This window comes from Hydrogenophaga sp. YM1, assembly GCF_016903055.1.
Classification (GTDB): domain Bacteria; phylum Pseudomonadota; class Gammaproteobacteria; order Burkholderiales; family Burkholderiaceae_C; genus Hydrogenophaga; species Hydrogenophaga borbori.
The window spans coordinates 2,204,449-2,220,532 of sequence record NZ_CP070223.1 but is presented as its reverse complement, the minus strand read 5'-3'; the positions used below and the strand labels follow the sequence as shown (position 1 = coordinate 2,220,532).

Sequence of the window (16,084 nt, the reverse complement as noted above, 5' to 3'; positions counted from 1 at the left end):
CCCCTTCGGGCGGCCGGGCGGGGCTCATGCAGAAGCCTCCGGCAGAAACAGCGAGGCGGTGGCCGCCGGGCTGGAAGGGAACCAGGCGTGGAAGTAGCTCGCGCGCAGGCCACCGGCCTGGTACAGGGCCTCGCCCGCGCCGCCGCGCTGGGGCACCGTGCGGCCGATCGGCGCGAGCGGCGATTCGGTGCGCGAGTGGTGGAAGGTGTGGCCGCGCAGCGAGCCGGCCGGCAGGTCCAGCCGCTGCGGCCCGAGCGCGACCAGGCGCGGCTGCATCGCGGCCTGTCCGGGCAGCAGGCCCCACATCGCATGGGCGCCGCCCTCGTGCGTGCGCAGTTCGTCCATGAGCAACAGCATGCCACCGCATTCCGCCCACACCGGCCGGCCCGCTTGCAGGTGCGCGGCCAGGCCGGCGCGGCAGCGCTGGCTCGCGGCCAGTTCGGCCGCGTGCAGTTCGGGGTAGCCGCCGGGCAGCCAGACGGCGTCGCAGGGCGGCAAGGGCTCGTCGGCCAGCGGCGAGAAGAAGGCCAGTTCGGCGCCCAGCCCGCGCAGCGTGTCCAGGTTGGCCGGGTAGATGAAGCAGAAGGCCGCGTCGCGCGCGACGGCGACGGTGCGGCCGGCCAGCGGGCGGCCCGGGTCGGGGCGCGGCGCGGGGGCCTCGAAGGAGACGGTCCAGCGCGCCAGCGCGGCGCGGTCCATGCCGCCCAGGGGCGTGGCCGCCAGCGCGTCGGCGGCGGCGTCGAGCCGGGCCAGGGCGTCGGGCAGTTCGGACGCGACGGACAGGCCCAGGTGGCGCTCGGGCAGCGAGAAGGCGGCGTCGCGGTTCACCGCGCCCAGCCAGCTGTCGCGGTCCTCACCCAGGGCGTCCTGCAGCAGCTGGGCATGGCGCTCGCCCGCCACGCGGTTGGCCAGCACGCCGGCCCAGGGCAGGCCGGCGCGAAAGTGGCGCAGGCCGAAGGCCAGCGCACCGAAGGTGCCGGCCATGGCCGAGGCGTCGATCACCGCCAACACCGGCAGGCCGAAGCGCCGCGCGAGCTCGGCCGCGCTGGGCTCGCCGTCGAACAGGCCCATCACGCCCTCGACCACGATCAGGTCGGCCTGCCCCGCCGCCTCGTGCAGGCGGGCGCGGGCGTCGTCCTCGCCGGTCATCCAGAGGTCCAGGTTGTGCACCGGGTGGCCGCTGGCCAGCGCGAGCCAGTGCGGGTCCAGGAAATCGGGCCCGCACTTGAAGGCGCGCACGCGCCGCCCGGCGCGCGCGTGCAGCCGCGCCACGGCCGCGGCCACGGTGGTCTTGCCCTGGCCCGAGGCCGGGGCCGCCACGAGGATGGCCGCTGCCTGGTGCCTCATCGCTGGGGCGCCCACTGCAGGGTGAGGTAGGCCGCGCGGCCCGGCTGGTTGTAGCCGTTGGCGGTCTGGTAGTCCTTGTCGCCCACGTTGTTCAGGCGCAGGGCGAGCGACCAGTCTTTGTTGATGGCGTAGCGCGTGTACAGGTCCAGCGTGCCGAAGCCGGGCAGGCGGATGGTGTTGGCGGCGTTCTCGAACCGCTCCCCCACCAACTGCAGCGAGGCGCCCCAACGCCAGGCGCCGAAGCGGTGGTCCAGGCCGGCGCTGAGGGTCTCGTCGGCGCGGCGCTGCAGCTTCTGGCGCGTGCGGACGTTGCGGGCGTCGAGCAGCTCCAGCTGCGTGAACCACGACCAGGCCCCAGCCTCGCCGGTGTAGCCCAGCGACCAGCCCTGCATGCGCGCCTGCGGCACGTTGGCCACCGCTGGCTGCAGGGTGATGAAGCCGCGCACGCGGTTGTCGAAGCGGGTCAGCTTCACCTCGTGCAGGCCCTGGGTGTAGGTCAGGCCGATCTCGCTGTTCTTGCCGCGCTCGGGCTGCGTGGTCGGGTTGCCGGTGAAGAACGGCGACACGTAGTACAGCGTGTTGAACGACGGCATCTTGAACGAGGTGCCGTAGGCGATGTGCGGGCGCCAGTTCGGCGTGAGCTGGTAGCCGTAGCTGGCGAAGCCGGTGGTGGCGCCGCCGAACTGCGAGTTCTGATCGCGCCGCAGGTTGGCCTGCCACAGGTGCTGGCCGACGCCGCCGGTCAGGCCCAGGAAGACGGCGTCGGTGGTGCGCGAGTTCACCGCGTAGGCCTGCGTGCCCGACACCGCTTCCTTGATCGACTCCGCGCCCACGAGCAGCGTGCCGAGGCGGGTGCTCCAGTCGTGCTGCAGCGTGATCTGGGTCTGCGAGGTGTCGAACACCGAGGGCGCGCCGGGGGCGCCGAAGCTGTCGGTGTCGTCGTCGCTGCGCGAGACGTTCAGGCGCGTGCGCGAGTCGGTGGACCATTGGCGCTCCAGGCCCCAGCCGAGCACGCGCGTCGTCGCCTTGGAGCGGGCATCGACGGTCCCCGGCCCCTGGTCGAAGCGGCTGACGCCGTCGGCCTGGGTGAAGTTCAGGTCGGTGGACCAGCCTTCGCCGAGGCGCCAGCGCAGCGAGCCCGAGACGCTGTCCTGCTTCACGCCATCGCGGTCGGGGTTGTAGTTGGCGCCGATGCGCGGGTTGGTGGAGGAGAAGCCGTCTTCGCTCAGGGAACTCAGGCCCAGGCTGTAGGTGAAGCTGTCGGTGCCGCCGCGCAGGCCGGCGGCCAGCTCGCGGTGCCCTTCGCTGCCGACGGTGATCCGGGCGTCGGGGTGGAAGCCCTTGACGCCGCGCTTGGTGAATATCTGCACCACGCCGCCCACGGCGTCGCTGCCGTAGAGCGCCGAGGCCGGGCCTTTGAGCACCTCGATGCGGTCGATCAGGCCGAGCGGGATGTTGTCCCAGTTGGGCGTGCCGGACGTGGACGAGCCGTAGCGCACACCGTCGACCAGCAGCAGCACATGGCGCGTTTCGGTGCCGCGCACGAACAGGCCGGTCTGCTTGCCGCGGCCGCCGTTGGCGCTCATCTGCAGGCCGGCCTGGCGCACCAGCACCTCGGACAGCGTGCGGCCGGCGGCCTGCTCGAGGGCCTGGGCGTCGATGACGACAACGTCGCTGAGCAGCTCATCGCTGCGGGTCTCGACCCTCGTGGCGGTGACCACGGTTTCCTTGAGGGTGGCGTCGGGAGCGGTCTGGGCGTGGGACGCGGACACGCCGAAGGCGGCCAGCAGGGCCAGCGGGAGCGCGGCCTGGGGCGCGCGCGGGGCGGGGATTTTCATGGTGAACAAGCGGTGGCAAGCCCTCACCGCCTTCCCCGACGGTGCATGGGCATCACGGCGGCACGCCCGAAGACGCACCGCCACCTCGCTGGCCGGTATCCGGGCTGGCAGACCAACCACCCTCGCCTTCCCAGTCGGCGCGCGGGGCGCCGGCCAGTGGCGGTGTGAGGGTGGCAGAGCATCCGGCGGCTTGGGGCCGCCGGCCATCTCGTCTGCTTACCGTTGCGGGGGCAGCGCAGGTTAGGTTCGCCGCCGCTGGCAGCGCGCCCTCCTGCTTCCCGTTTAACCGCGGCGCGTGAACCACGCCGCGAGCACCAACGCCCGTGATTCTAAGCAAAGCCTTTGGTGACGCCTACAATGCCCCACGCCCTTCGCCACGCAAAGACCATGGCCGCGCCCTCGCCCATCGACCAGATCACCGACAAGGTGGAGCGGCTGTTGCTGCGCCACGAGGAGCTGCAACGCACCAATGCCTTGCTCGTCGAGCAGGTGCATGCGCTGCAGGCCGAGCGCGACTCGCTCAAGTCGCGCCTGATGGCGGCGCGCGCGCGCATCGACGCGCTGCTGGAGCGGCTGCCCGGCGCCAGCGCCGAAGAACGCAAGGAGCGCACATGAACCGGCCCGGCTTCAAGCAGATCGAGGTGCAGATCATGGGACAGAGCTACCTGCTGTCCTGCCCCGACGGTGGCGAGACCGCGCTGCTCGACGCCGTGGAGCGCGTGGACACCGCCATGTGCCGCATCCGCGACGCGGGCAAGGTCAAGGCGCGCGACCGCATCGCCGTGCTGGCCTCGCTGAACCTGGCGTTCGAGCTGTCGCAACTGGAGCGCAAGGAGGCCGAGCGCGAGGCCGAGCAGCAGCAGTTCCAGGCCTCGTCCTTCGCGCAGGCCGAAGGCAGCGCCTTCGCCGAGGCCGGTGGCAGCTTCGAGCAGGACGCCATCGATCCGCAGACGCTCTCGCGCGTCGAAGACCTCATGCGCCGGCTCGATCAGACGCTCGACAAGGACGGCCGGCTGCTCTGACGAACGCCGCGTGAATCCGCCGCCGCCCATCAGCGCGCGCGGCCACACCGACCGATGGTCCGCAGGGCTTTCCCGGTGCTTCTAGAATCAACCCCGTCTGCAGTGTGTGCCGGGTTCTCATGTCCTTGAACCAATGCTCATTGAGCCCGGGCTTGGTACATTGCGCGGCTGGTGCGAGCGTCTCGCGTCAGACGAACCCGACGCCGCGCTGCCCTTGCCCACCTGAACCCCGGTTCAGGCCAACGACCCGGCGCTCACTTGCAGACACCTTTTCATGCCACTTGAACCCCTGTTGATCGCCGAGCTCGCGCTGCTCGGCGTGGGGACCGGATTCCTCGCGGGCCTGCTCGGCATCGGCGGCGGAATGCTGATGGTCCCGTTCATCACCCTCATCCTCAACGGCCGCGGCGTCGCGCCCGACCTGGCCGTCAAGATGGCCATCGCCACCTCGATGGCGACCATCATCTTCACCAGCATCTCCAGCGTGCGCGCGCACCACAAGCGCGGCGCCGTGCGCTGGGACATCGTGAAGCGGCTGGCACCGGGCATCGTGCTGGGCGCGGCGCTGGCCAGCCTGGGCGTGTTCGCGCTGCTCAAGGGCTCGTGGCTGGCGCTGTTCTTCTCGCTCTTCGTGGGCTTTTCGGCCACGCAGATGCTGCTCGACCGCAAGCCCCAGCCGACGCGCACCATGCCGGGCACGGCCGGCCAGCTGGGTGCGGGCGGCGTCATCGGCTTTCTGTCCGGCCTGGTGGGTGCGGGCGGTGGCTTCGTCTCGGTGCCCTTCATGACCTGGTGCAACGTGCCCATCCACAACGCGGTGGCCACGAGCGCCGCGTTGGGCTTTCCGATCGCCTTGGCCAACGCGCTGGGCTACGTGGTCTCGGGCCAGGGCGTGAGCGGGCTGCCGGCCGGTTCGGTGGGCTACATCTACGCGCCGGCGCTGGTGGTCATCGCCAGTGCCAGCGTGCTGATGGCGCCGCTGGGCGTGCGGGCGGCGCACGCGCTGCCCATCGCCACGCTGAGGCGGGTGTTCGCGGGCATCCTGTACGCGCTCGCGGCGTACATGCTCTGGAAGGGCCTGGCCGCTTAAAGCGCGGTCGCGGCCACCACGATCCCGTCCTCGTCCGCGTAGAGCCAGTCCCCCGGGCGCACCCACACGCCCTGCACCCGCACGACAACGTCGCGCTGCCCCTCGCCCCGACGCTGCGTCGGCAGCGGCACCGGCGCCAGCGCGCAGATGCCCACCTCGCTGCCGGCCAGCTCGGCCACGTCGCGCACGCAGCCGTCGATCACCACCCCCGCCCAGCCATTGCGCGCCGCCGCCGCGCCGAGGTTGCCGCCCAGCAGCGCGCGGCGCAGCGAGCCGCCGCCGTCCACCACCAGCACCCGCCCCTCGCCCGCGCTTTCCACCGCCGCCTTCACCAGCGAGTTGTCCTCGAAGCACTGCACCGTGCTCACCGGCCCGTGGAAGCGGCGGCGCGCGCCGAAGTGCCGCCACACCGGCGGCAGCACCCGAAAGGCGCCGCTGTCGTCCGACTTGTGGGCGTCGCAAAGATCGCAGGTGGCGGGGGAAGGCGTGTTCATGGCGGGCTCCGCACAGAGGGGTTTCGACTCGCGCGCATTGTCGAGACAAACCCACCGGGCGCGCGCCTGGGTGCCCCACTGGAACGCCCCACGGGCCGCACACCCCCGAGGAGTGTTGTTTTCCGCGCCAAAAAGCGCGGTTTCCCCCTGGACACCCCTCGCAAAACCGCGTCTTCCTCCTTGGAAGCCGCGTGCAACTCCATTAGCATCATGTCGCTTGTGTGAGAGCGCGTTTTCCGCAAGCGAACACATCAACTTCTAGAAGGACATCCACCATGGCAACTGCGAAGAAAGCCGCCGCGAAGAAGGCCCCGGCGAAGAAGGCCGCTCCGGCCAAGAAAGCCGCTCCGGCGAAGAAGGCCGCCCCGGCCAAGAAAGCCGCTCCGGCGAAGAAGGCCGCCCCGGCCAAGAAAGCCGCTCCGGCGAAGAAAGCCGCCCCGGCCAAAAAGGCCCCGGCGAAGAAGGCCCCCGCCAAGAAGCGCACCCCCAACGCCGCCTTCATGAAGGCCCTGACCCCCAGCGCCGCCCTGGCCGCCATCGTGGGCGCCAACCCGCTGCCGCGCACCGAAGTGACCAAGAAGGTCTGGGACTACATCAAGAAGAACAAGCTCCAGGACTCGGTCAACAAGCGCATGATCAACGCCGACGCCAAGCTGAAGGAGATCTTCAAGAAGGCCCAGGCGTCCATGTTCGAGATGACCAAACTGGTCAACGATCACCTCAAGTGATCCCCCAACCGCCCGTGACACGGCGGTGAACCCGACAAAGCCGACGTCCCGTCGGCTTTGTCGTTTCTGCTCGTTCATCGGGCATTGGCTCCATCGCACGAATTCGATTGTGCGAAACTGAATTGTTTGTCACATCCGCTTGCATGGTCCCCTCACCCGCGCCCTCCTCCCCCGAGCCTGCCTCGCCACCCCATGGCCAGGCCGTCGAGCTGCCGCCGGTGCAACACAAGACCGTGCTCGTCATCGACCTGGTGGAATCGGTGCGGCTGATGGCGCACAACGAGGAGCAGGTGGTGCGGCTGTGGCGCGGCTTCGTGCACCACGCCACCACCGAGGTGTTCCCCCTGCACGGTGGCCGCCTGGTCAAGAGCCTGGGCGACGGCCTGCTGGCGGAGTTCGAGCACCCGGCCCAGGCGGTGCGCGCCGCGATGGCGCTGCACCGCCATTTCGACAACGCCAACCAGAACCTGCCGGCGGCCCAGCAGTTGCACCTGCGCGCCGGACTCAACGCCACCCAGCTCTACATCGACGACAACGACATCTACGGCCAGGGCGTGAACCTGGCGGCGCGTGTGGCCGACCTGGCCGCACCAGGCGAGACCGTGGTCACCGCCAGCGTGTACGACGCCATCGTGGTCGGCATCGACGCAGACGTGCAGGACCGCGGCGAGAGCTACCTCAAGCACTGGCCCGAGCCGGTGCGCACCTGGACGGTGACGCCCGTTGCCGCCCAGGGCGCGGTGCCGCGCATGCCCGCGCCCGAGGCCGCCACCAGCGACTTCCGTCCCAGCATCGCGGTGGTGCCCTTCGAGACGCGCAGCCACGTGGCCGAACAGTTCGTCATCGGTGACCTGCTGGCCGACGGCGTGATCACCCAGCTCTCGCGCAGCCCCGACCTGCGGGTGATCTCGCGCCTGTCCACCAGCGCCTTCCGCGGCCGCCAGGCCACGGCGGCCGAGGTCGGCCAGCGACTGGAGGCCGCGTACACGCTCAGCGGCAGCTACGTGAGCTACGGCGACAAGGTGGTGATCAACGCCGAGCTCTGCGACAACCGCCGCGGCGAGGTGGTCTGGGCCGATCGCCTGGCCGGCGAGGTGATGGACCTGCTGCAGACCGAGAGCCAACTGATCCACCAGCTGAGTGAGGCCTGCTCCGAGGCCTTGCTGCACCACATGGTGCAGCGCACCCTGGTGCTACCGGTGCCGCAGCTCGACAGCAACGCGCTGATGCTGGGCGGCATCACGCTGATGCACCGCTCCACGCCGCGCGACCTGCAGCGAAGCCAGCAGTTGCTGGAGGCCGTGGTGGACCGCCACAAGCGCGTGGCCACGCCCTGGGCCTGGCTGTCCAAGTGGCACATCATGCAGGTGGTGCAGGGCCTGACGGCGGAGCCCGCCCATGCCTTTCGCGAGGCGGTCAGCGTGGCCGACCGCGCACTCGATCTGGAACCGCACAGCTCGCTGGCCATGGCCATCAAGGGCCACGCGCTGTGTCACCTGGGCGAAAACATAGGCGAATCCCAGCGATTGCTCTTCTCCGCCACAGACGCCAATCCCAACGACCCCATGGCCTGGCTGTACCGGTGCGTCTGGTCAACGATGTGGGGCAATACGGCGGATGCCATTCCCGAGGCCTCCCGGGCATTGGAGTTGTCTCCACTGGATCCACAGCGCTACTACTTCGAAATGATGCTGGCCGCCAGCCACCTGGGCGCGGGAGAGCTGGAGAAGTCCATCCAGCATGGCGAACGCTCGCTGAAGAAGAACAGATACCACCTGCCGACCATTCGTACGCTGATGACCGCGCACTACGAATTGGGCCAGATCGAGCGGGCGCGCGAGATGTTCGGGCTGGTCAAACAGCTTCAGCCGTCGCTCACGCTGGCCACGTATCTGCAGACGGGAACTGTGAGCCCGACTCGTCAGCGCACGGCAAAAGTTTTGTCAGCCTTAGGCCTCGATTAACCAGCAGGAAGGAGAGAAGCAATGAGTGGAGGATTCAGCGGAGGATTCAGCGGCGGCTTTAGCGGAGGGTTCAGCGGCGGGTTCAGCGGCGGCTTCGGGGGCAACGCCCCAGGCGCCCTGGCGTCCGCCGACGCCCTCACCCTCTCGCGCGCCGCCATCGTCGGCCCCTACGAAGGCCCGGTGCTGCGCATCAAATGGCCGGCGTTCAACGACCCGGCCAACCTCAAGCGCTGGGACAACGGCCCACGCGTGCAAGCCATCGGCTCGGAGCTAATGGAGGGCTTGAGCTTCGATACGAATGCGCGCCAGTACCGCGCCGAACTGACATACGCCCGCCAGGGCCGCCCGCAGCCGCTGGTGACGCTCAAAGGGCCGGACGAAGCCCTGCTGAAGAAGCAGCTCTCGCTCGTCGCCGCCTACGCCGACCTGCGCAGCGACCGCTCGCTGGAGATCACCGAGCAGATGGGCTATCCCATCCCGTTCTGGGGCTCGGTCGTGGGCCTCACCGCGCACCGGCACAAGTACACGCTGCAGTTGCTGGAGGTCGGTTTGAACCTCACGTCCAGTGTCATCCAGCGCTTCAAGTTCATGTTCTCCACCACCCGCCCGGTGGAGTTCTCGCCGCAGATCCAGCCCATGATCCCCACCCCGGGGCACGGCGCCTGGCCCAGCGGCCACGCCACCGAGGCCTTCCTGGCCGCGAACCTGCTGCAGGCCCTGCTGGACGCCGGCATGCCCGCCACCGCCCGCCACCCCGGCAATGGCCAGGAAAGCCGCGAGCAGCTGCAGCGCCTGGCCGCGCGCATCGCCGTCAACCGCACCGTGGCCGGCGTGCACTACCCGGTGGACAGCGCCGCCGGCCGCCTGCTGGGTACCGCGCTGGCCGAGTTCATCGTGGCGCGCGCCACCGGCGGCAAGGTGCACGCGCGCGGCTTCAACTCCGCGCTGTTCCACGAGCCCGACGGCGCGCCCAAGGACTTCAGCCTGAACGACCCCATGGACCACGCCAGCGGCTACCCCTACACCCGCGACCCGCGCGCCCGCGCCGTGGGCGAGGCGCCGCTGCTGACCTGGCTGTGGCAGGAAGCCGTGAAGGAATGGCCATGAGCGCCGCACGGCCGCCCGAAGGCGCTCGCGCCGCAGCGCCTGGCGCGGAGACTTTCCAATGAGCTGGAAGCCCTTGCCCACGGGCGAGTTCACCGGAATCGATTGGTCCGCCCCTGGCGCCATCGATGGCATGGACCCCTACCTGGCCTGGGCCGAAGCCGACGGCTTCATGGGCTACCACGTCCATGGCCGCGAGCCGGAAAAACTCAAGTGGCTGCCCATCGTCATCGGCCTGCGCGAAGGCGTTGACGTGCGCCAGCTGGTGAACGCCACCGCCACCCGCTGGCTGCGCGTGCCCCTGGCCTACCTGCTGGTGCCGGGCCTGCGCCACTGCAGCGCGCGCGTCTCGCGCGAGTTCTTCCGCCACTGGCGCCACGACCCGGCGCTGCGCGCGCTCATCGAGCGCTTCGAGCTGGGCCTGCCAGTCGAACAGCTCCCCTTGGGCCTGACCGAGTTCTGCACGCCCCATTGCCGCCCGCAACCGCCGCGCCAGCGCGTGCGCGGGCCGGTGCTGGGCGTCATCGACGGCGGCCTGGCCATCGCCAACGCGGCCTTCCTCGATCACCGGGGCCGCACGCGCGTGCGCCACTTCTGGCGGCAGGACAACTTCTATGGCGGCCGCTGGCCCGGCTCGCCCGACAACCGCCGCGTGCCGCTGGACCCGCGCCGCGCCGGCCCCCGGCCGCCCGACCTGGGCTACGGCCACGAGCTCGACCGCGAGACCATCGATCGCGTGAGGGCGGAGTACACGCGCGACGGCCAGGTGGACGAGGACGCGGTGTACCGGTACTTCCAGCTCTGGGACCTGGCGCGCCCCGTCAACCACGGCACGCACGTCACCGGCCTGGCCACCGCGCCCGGCGGACCGCTCGACCCCGGCCTCAACGACGCCGCCAGCCGCAGCGCCATCGTCGCCGTGCAGCTCGACTGGGCCAACGTGCTCGATACCTCGGGCGGCGCGATGAACGTGAGCGTGCTCGACGGCCTGCTCTACATCGTCTCGCGTTGCGCGGCCGACGCGGACATCGTGGTCAACGTCAGCTGGGGCACCCTGGCCGGGCCGCACGACGGCAGCTCGCTGCTCGAAGCGGCCATGGACGAGCTGGTGGACAAGCTCGGCGGGCGCCTGCGCATCACCCTGCCTGGGGGCAACGGCTACCAGAGCCGCACGCACGCCAACGCCGCGCTGGCGCCCGGCGAATCGCAGGCGCTGCACTGGCGCGTGCAGCCCGACGACCACACGCAGAGCTTCCTGGAGATCTGGCTGCCCGACGGCGCCGGGGGCGTGAGCCTGACGGTCGCGCCGCCGGACCGCCCCGACCAGACGGTCACGCTCACGCAGGGCCAGTCGGGCATGTGGGCGAATGCGCAGGGCCTGCCCACCTGGTCACTGATCTACCCGTCGAGCAGCGCGCTGGGCCGGGGCACCTGCGCCCTGCTGGCGTTGGAATGCACGGCCAGCCACGACCCTGAGCACCCGCTCGCGCCCTGCGGCGTGTGGAACGTGACCCTGCGCAACTGGGGGCGCACCCCCGTGGTGTTCGACGCCTACGTGGAGCGCGACGACGTGGCCCTGGGCGTGAGCACCGGCGCGCGACAGTCGTACCTGGAAGACCGGCACTACGACACCCTGGGCAACCTGAATGGCTGGGTCGACCAGCCGGGCAACCCCACGGCCATCCGCCGCAGCGGCGTGTTCAACAGCCTGTCCACCGGGCAGCGCACCATCAGCGTGGGGGGCACGCGCGTGGCCGACAGCGGACCTCAGGAGCTGGCGCGATTCGCGCGCTACTCGCCGCAGCGGCCCGACCCCGGCCCCGCCCGGCCGCAGCGCCCCGGTGTGAAGATCACGCCGGAAACCCTGGCGGCCTGCGACAGCAACACCGCCCTGTGGGGCGTGCGCGGCGTGGGCAGCCTGAGCGGGAGCACGGTGCGGCTGGCAGGGACCAGCTCGTCGGCCCCGAAGGAAGCGCGCCGCCTGCTCAACGACCTGGGTTGAGACCGCCCCCGCCGGGCCGCGCCCTCGGGGGCCGTGGCCCGCGCGGCGGTGCGGCGTGGGGCTCATGCCCCCTGCCGGCTCACCAGCGCGCCGGCAGGTTCTTCAGCAACCAGAGGCGCCGCTCGCGCACGGCGACGTAGCCGCCGTTCTCCAGGTCCTTCAGCAGCCGGCTCACCATCTCGCGCGAGCAGGCCAGGTGCTGGGCGATCTGCTGGTGCGTCAGCCGCTCGCGCAGCGGGCGCGCGCCGTCGTCCTGCGGCGCCAACGCCCAGCCGTTGAGCAGCTTCACCAGGCGGCCGTAGACGTCGATCAGCGCCACGCTGCGCGCGCTTTCGGTGGCCAGGCGGGCGCGCCGGATCAGGCGCGCCATGAGCTCGAAGGCGAATTCCGGGTGCTCGGCGATGTAGGCCAGCAGGCGCTCGCGCGTGATGACCGAGCAGGTGCTGGCCTCGGCCGCCTCCACGTTGGCCGAGCGCGGGCCGCCGTCGAGCGACATCTCGCCCACGTATTCCAGGGGGCCGTACAGGCCCAGGGTGAGTTCGCGGCCGGAGGCGTCGGCCACATAGGCGCGCAAGCGGCCCTGCAGCACGATATAGAGGGTGTCCCCGGTTTCGCCTTCCTGAATCAGCAGGGCGCCGCGCCGGTAGCGGCGTTGGATGCCTTGCGCGGCCAGTGCTTCGATGTGCTGCGTGTTCTGCGAAGAGAGTGTCGAAGCGCTGGCGGGGGGCATCCGGTGGGGTCTAGGGGTGGGAGTAACCCGCCGGATTGTGCGCGACCGGCGTGATGATGCGCAAGGCAGGCACCACGGGGGGCAGGCTGTTCACGCGCTGCAGCAGCCGGCGCACGCTGCTGGCGCCGGCCTTCTCGCGCAGGGTCTTGACCTGGCTGCGCACGGTGGAGATGGCCACGCCGTTCTCGGCGGCGATTTCCTGCACGTCCAGGCCGCGGCACAGGGCCAGCATCACCACCTCTTCGGTGGGGCTCAGGCTCAGGGCGCGGGCGAACATGCGCACGGCCAGGTTGTCGCTGGCGCTCTGGCGCGACAGCAGCACCAGCACGGTGGGCGAGTCGTCTTCCAGCGGGTGCGACAGCGGCGTGAAGGCCATAGACAGGTCGCGGTCGCCTTCGCGCATCAGCAGCAGGCGGCGCTGGCCCCGGCTGGCCGCGTCCAGCGCCTGCTGGATGCGCTCGCTGTGCTCGGCGCTGCTGCCCATGAGGCTGCCGCTGCAGGCGCGCAGCACGCGCCGCTGCGCCAGTTCGTGGCGCGCCAGGTGGTTGGCGTGGAGGATGCGCCCTTGCGGGTCGAGCAGCAGCATGCCGTAGTCCACCTCGTCGAACACCCTCAGCAGGTGCGCCTGGCTCAGCGCCCGGGCCTCGCCCGTGGCGTACTGCGTGCTGTTGCCCCAAACCGTTTCCGTTGCCTGTCGCATATGAATACCTCCGTATGACTGGAAGTGTTCCATTCGCCGGCGCCGAAAGCTGTGCCGTGGTGGGGCCGAAACCTGTGATCCATTCACATTCCGCCCCCCGCCGGCGGGGGCGGATCAGCGCTTGAGCGCGGCGTCGCGGATGGCGCTCAGCGTGCCCCGGGTGGTGATCACCTCGGGCGACAAGGGCACCACGATGAGCGTTCCGCCAGGGTGCGCAAGCGCGCGCCGCAACGCCGGTTCGAAGTCGGCGGTGCGCTCCACGCGCTCGCTGGCGTAGCCATAGGCGCGCGCCAGGGCCGCGAAATCGGGGTTGTTCAGGTTCGAGCCGCTCACCCGCGCCGGGTACTCGCGCTCCTGGTGCATGCGGATGGTGCCGTAGCTGCCGTTGTCCAGCAGCAGCACGATGCTGCGCGCGCCGTGCTGCACGGCGGTGGCCAGCTCCTGCCCGTTCATGAGGAAGTCGCCGTCGCCCGCGATGGTGAAGGCGGTGCGCCCGGTCAGGAGGGACGCCGCGATGCCGGCCGGTACGCCATAGCCCATGGCGCCGTTGGTGGGCGCCAGTTGCGTCTTGTGGCCACGCGCCAGGCCTGGGTAGCGGTAGAAGCGGTGCAGCCAGCTGGCGAAGTTGCCCGCGCCGTTGGTGAGCACCGCGTCGGCCGGCAGCAGGCGCTGCAGCGTGTGCACGATGGCCGGCATGTCGATCGGCCCGGGCAGTTGCACGCCGCCGTTGGCGGGGTCGACGTTGGCCAGGTAGTCGGCGTGGCAGGCCTCGGTCCAGGCGGACCAGGGCAGGCTGGGCGGCGGGCTCAGCACCTCCAGGCTGCGCGCGGCGGCGTTCATGCTGGCCTGAATGGCCAGCGCGGGCTGGTACACCCGGTTCAGTTCCTCGGCGCTGGCATGGATGTGCACCAGCCGCTGCCGGGGCAGCGGCGCCTCGATCAGCGTGTAGCCGCCGGTGGTGCTTTCGCCCAGGCGCGGGCCCAGGGCGATGAGCAGGTCGCTTTCGCGCACGCGGCGCGCCAGCGCGGGGTTGATGCCCAGGCCCACGTCGCCCGCGTACTGCGGGTGGTGGTTGTCGAAGGTGTCCTGGAAGCGGAAGGCGTTGGCCACGGGCAAGCGCCAGGCCTCGGCGAAGCGCTGCAGGGCGGCGGCGCTCTGCGGCGTCCAGCCACCGCCGCCGGCGATGACGAGGGGCCGCTCGGCCGCCAGCAGCAGCGTGCGCAGCTCGCGCAGCGCGCCCGGGTCGCTCCAGGCCTGCACCGGCTCCACACGCGGCAGCGACACGCTGTCCACGCGCTGCGTGAGCATGTCCTCGGGCAGCACCAGCACCACCGGGCCGGGGCGGCCGTTCATGGCGGTGGCGAAGGCGCGCGCCACGTACTCGGGAATGCGGCGGGCGTCGTCGATGCGCTCCACGCGCTTGGCCATGCCCTTGGTGGACGGGCCGAAGAAGGCGGCGAAGTCCACTTCCTGGAAGGCCTCTCGGTCGCGCGCGTCGCTGGCCACGTCGCCCACGAACAGCACCATCGGCGTGCTGTCCTGGAAGGCGGTGTGCACGCCGATGGAGGCGTTGGTGGCACCCGGCCCGCGCGTGACGAAGCAGACGCCGGGCCGGCCCGTGAGCTTGCCCTGGGCTTCGGCCATGAAGGCGGCACCGCCCTCCTGCCGATTGGTGATGAAGCGGATGCGCTCCGCGTGCGCGTGAAAACCGTCGAGCACGGCCAGGAAGCTCTCGCCCGGCACGCCGAAGGCGTGCGTCACGCCCTGCTCGATCAGGCATTCGACCAGCAGGTGGCCCGCGAGCCGGGTGGCCGCGCTCATGCCGTGGCCACCCGCTTGCCCACGCCCAGCGCGGCGTAGGCGGACAGGGCCAGCACCACCGCGCCGCCGGCCAGCGTGGCCGCGTACCAGCCGTGGTCCATGAGCACGCCGAACATCAGCGGCGCGAGCGCGAAGCCCACGTCCAGGCCCGAGTAGACCGTGCCGTACACCCGGCCGGTGGCGCCCTTGGGCGTGGCGCGTTTGATGAGCATGTCGCGGCTGGGCCCGGCCACGCCGAGCGCGAAGCCGGTGATGGCCAGCACGGCCATGGTGCCGAACTCGCCGAACCAGCCGGTGGCGCACAGCAGCATCAGCAGCGCGCCCAGGCCCATGCCCCAGGCCAGCACCGTGTCGCTGGAAATCTGGTGCCGCTGGCCATAGACGGTGACGAAGCCGCCGACGAACATGCCGAAGGCCGAGCACAGCATGTAGGCGCTGACGGTCAGCGTGGCCGCCTCCATCGAGGTGCCGTACAGCGCCTGCAGGATGGAGGGCACGAAGCTCTGCACCACGGCCAGGGTCATGGTGGAGAGCAGGAAGAAGGCGAAGCACCACCACACCACGGGCAGCTTCAGGAAGGCCAGGTCGTGGGGCCCGGCGGCGTGCGCCGCGGGGGTGCGCACCACCACCTCGGTGCGCAGCTTGTCTCGCTGCCACCAGAGCAGCGCCAGCACGCCCGTGTACAGCAGGGCAGCCGAGTAGTAGGCCGTGCGCCAGTCGCTCAGGCTGGTGATGCCGACCAGGAAAACCGGCGCCAGCGCCCAGCCCAGGCTGCCCGTCACGCCGTGCACGCTGAAGGCATGGCCCAGGCGGGCGGTGGACACGCGCTGGTTGAGGATGGTGAAGTCACAGGGATGGAACGGCGCGTTGCCCAGGCCCGCGAGCACGGCCGTGGCCATCAGGCCCCAGTAGCCCGTGGCCTGCGAGGCCACCAGCGAGGCCAGCAGGAAGCAGCCGATGGCGGCGAACAGCACCGGGCGGGCGCCCACGCGGTCGACCAGGAAGCCCGACAGCGCCTGGCCCACGCCCGAGATGATGAAGAACACCGTCATGAGCAAGCCCACGTCGGCGAAGCCCAGGCCGAAGTCGCGGATGAACACGGGGAACAGCGGCGCCAGCAGCATGTGGGAGAAGTGGGAGGTGCCGTGCGCCAGGCCGACCAGCCCGATGACGGCGGCGTCTTGCCTGAGGGGAACGGGGTTCGCGGGCGGCAGCGTGCCCAGCGCGGTGGCGGCGGAAGTCAT

Annotated in this window: 14 protein-coding genes and 1 riboswitch; of the genes, 7 read left to right on the top strand and 7 right to left on the bottom strand. The window is 70.9% G+C overall.

Features of this window, described 5'->3' with window-relative positions; genetic code table 11:
• Nucleotides 1-24: 24 nt before the first annotated feature.
• Nucleotides 25-1,347 (bottom strand): cobyrinate a,c-diamide synthase, encoded by a 1,323-nt coding sequence (locus tag JNX00_RS10320; protein WP_204744884.1) that lies wholly within the window; start codon nucleotides 1,345-1,347, stop codon nucleotides 25-27.
• On the bottom strand, nucleotides 1,344-3,185 hold the full coding sequence (locus JNX00_RS10315; RefSeq protein WP_204744883.1) for a TonB-dependent receptor: 1,842 nt from the start codon (nucleotides 3,183-3,185) through the stop codon (nucleotides 1,344-1,346). The genes JNX00_RS10320 and JNX00_RS10315 overlap by 4 nt, the downstream gene beginning before the upstream one ends.
• A gap of 72 nt (nucleotides 3,186-3,257) precedes the next feature.
• Nucleotides 3,258-3,519: riboswitch (cobalamin riboswitch) on the bottom strand.
• A 53-nt stretch (nucleotides 3,520-3,572) separates the two neighbouring features.
• Between JNX00_RS10315 and JNX00_RS10310 the strand changes: the two genes are divergently transcribed.
• From JNX00_RS10310 to JNX00_RS10300, 3 genes are all read left to right on the top strand, one after another.
• Complete coding sequence (locus tag JNX00_RS10310) at nucleotides 3,573-3,800, top strand: DUF904 domain-containing protein (protein ID WP_070397836.1); 228 nt, start codon at nucleotides 3,573-3,575, stop codon at nucleotides 3,798-3,800.
• Nucleotides 3,797-4,207 carry a cell division protein ZapA gene (locus JNX00_RS10305; protein ID WP_070397837.1) on the top strand — a complete coding sequence of 137 codons (411 nt, stop codon included), beginning with the start codon at nucleotides 3,797-3,799 and terminating at the stop codon, nucleotides 4,205-4,207. The genes JNX00_RS10310 and JNX00_RS10305 overlap by 4 nt, the downstream gene beginning before the upstream one ends.
• A 274-nt stretch (nucleotides 4,208-4,481) precedes the next feature.
• Nucleotides 4,482-5,297, top strand: a complete 816-nt coding sequence (locus JNX00_RS10300; RefSeq protein WP_070397838.1) for a sulfite exporter TauE/SafE family protein — start codon at nucleotides 4,482-4,484, stop codon at nucleotides 5,295-5,297.
• On the opposite strand, the gene rraA is transcribed toward JNX00_RS10300, so the two are convergent.
• Complete coding sequence (gene rraA, locus JNX00_RS10295; protein WP_204744882.1) at nucleotides 5,294-5,791, bottom strand: ribonuclease E activity regulator RraA; 498 nt, start codon at nucleotides 5,789-5,791, stop codon at nucleotides 5,294-5,296. The two genes, JNX00_RS10300 and rraA, sit on opposite strands and share 4 nt — an antisense overlap.
• Nucleotides 5,792-6,066: 275 nt before the next feature.
• Here rraA and JNX00_RS10290 point away from each other — a divergent pair, with 275 nt between their 5' ends.
• The 4 genes from JNX00_RS10290 (at nucleotide 6,067) to JNX00_RS10275 (ending at nucleotide 11,589) form a co-directional block, all read left to right on the top strand.
• Nucleotides 6,067-6,519, top strand: a complete 453-nt coding sequence (locus JNX00_RS10290) for an SWIB/MDM2 domain-containing protein (RefSeq protein ID WP_070397840.1) — start codon at nucleotides 6,067-6,069, stop codon at nucleotides 6,517-6,519.
• Between the two features lie 143 nt (nucleotides 6,520-6,662).
• Nucleotides 6,663-8,483 carry an adenylate/guanylate cyclase domain-containing protein gene (locus tag JNX00_RS10285; RefSeq protein WP_204744881.1) on the top strand — a complete coding sequence of 607 codons (1,821 nt, stop codon included), beginning with the start codon at nucleotides 6,663-6,665 and terminating at the stop codon, nucleotides 8,481-8,483.
• A gap of 21 nt (nucleotides 8,484-8,504) precedes the next feature.
• The gene (locus JNX00_RS10280) at nucleotides 8,505-9,590 is read left to right on the top strand and encodes a phosphatase PAP2 family protein (RefSeq protein WP_204744880.1); all 1,086 of its coding nucleotides are present in this window, start codon (nucleotides 8,505-8,507) and stop codon (nucleotides 9,588-9,590) included.
• 58 nt (nucleotides 9,591-9,648) lie between these two features.
• Entirely contained in the window at nucleotides 9,649-11,589 is a 1,941-nt protein-coding gene (locus JNX00_RS10275; RefSeq protein WP_204744879.1) for a S8 family serine peptidase, read from the top strand.
• A 79-nt stretch (nucleotides 11,590-11,668) separates the two neighbouring features.
• Here the strand turns inward: JNX00_RS10275 and JNX00_RS10270 are convergent, their stop codons facing one another.
• The 4 genes from JNX00_RS10270 to JNX00_RS10255 form a co-directional block, all read right to left on the bottom strand.
• Nucleotides 11,669-12,319, bottom strand: a complete 651-nt coding sequence (locus tag JNX00_RS10270) for a Crp/Fnr family transcriptional regulator (protein WP_070397844.1) — start codon at nucleotides 12,317-12,319, stop codon at nucleotides 11,669-11,671.
• Between the two features lie 10 nt (nucleotides 12,320-12,329).
• Entirely contained in the window at nucleotides 12,330-13,019 is a 690-nt protein-coding gene (locus JNX00_RS10265) for a LuxR C-terminal-related transcriptional regulator (protein ID WP_204744878.1), read from the bottom strand.
• A gap of 114 nt (nucleotides 13,020-13,133) precedes the next feature.
• Entirely contained in the window at nucleotides 13,134-14,840 is a 1,707-nt protein-coding gene (locus JNX00_RS10260) for a thiamine pyrophosphate-binding protein (protein ID WP_204744877.1), read from the bottom strand.
• On the bottom strand, nucleotides 14,837-16,084 hold the full coding sequence (locus tag JNX00_RS10255; protein WP_204744876.1) for an MFS transporter: 1,248 nt from the start codon (nucleotides 16,082-16,084) through the stop codon (nucleotides 14,837-14,839). The genes JNX00_RS10260 and JNX00_RS10255 overlap by 4 nt, the downstream gene beginning before the upstream one ends.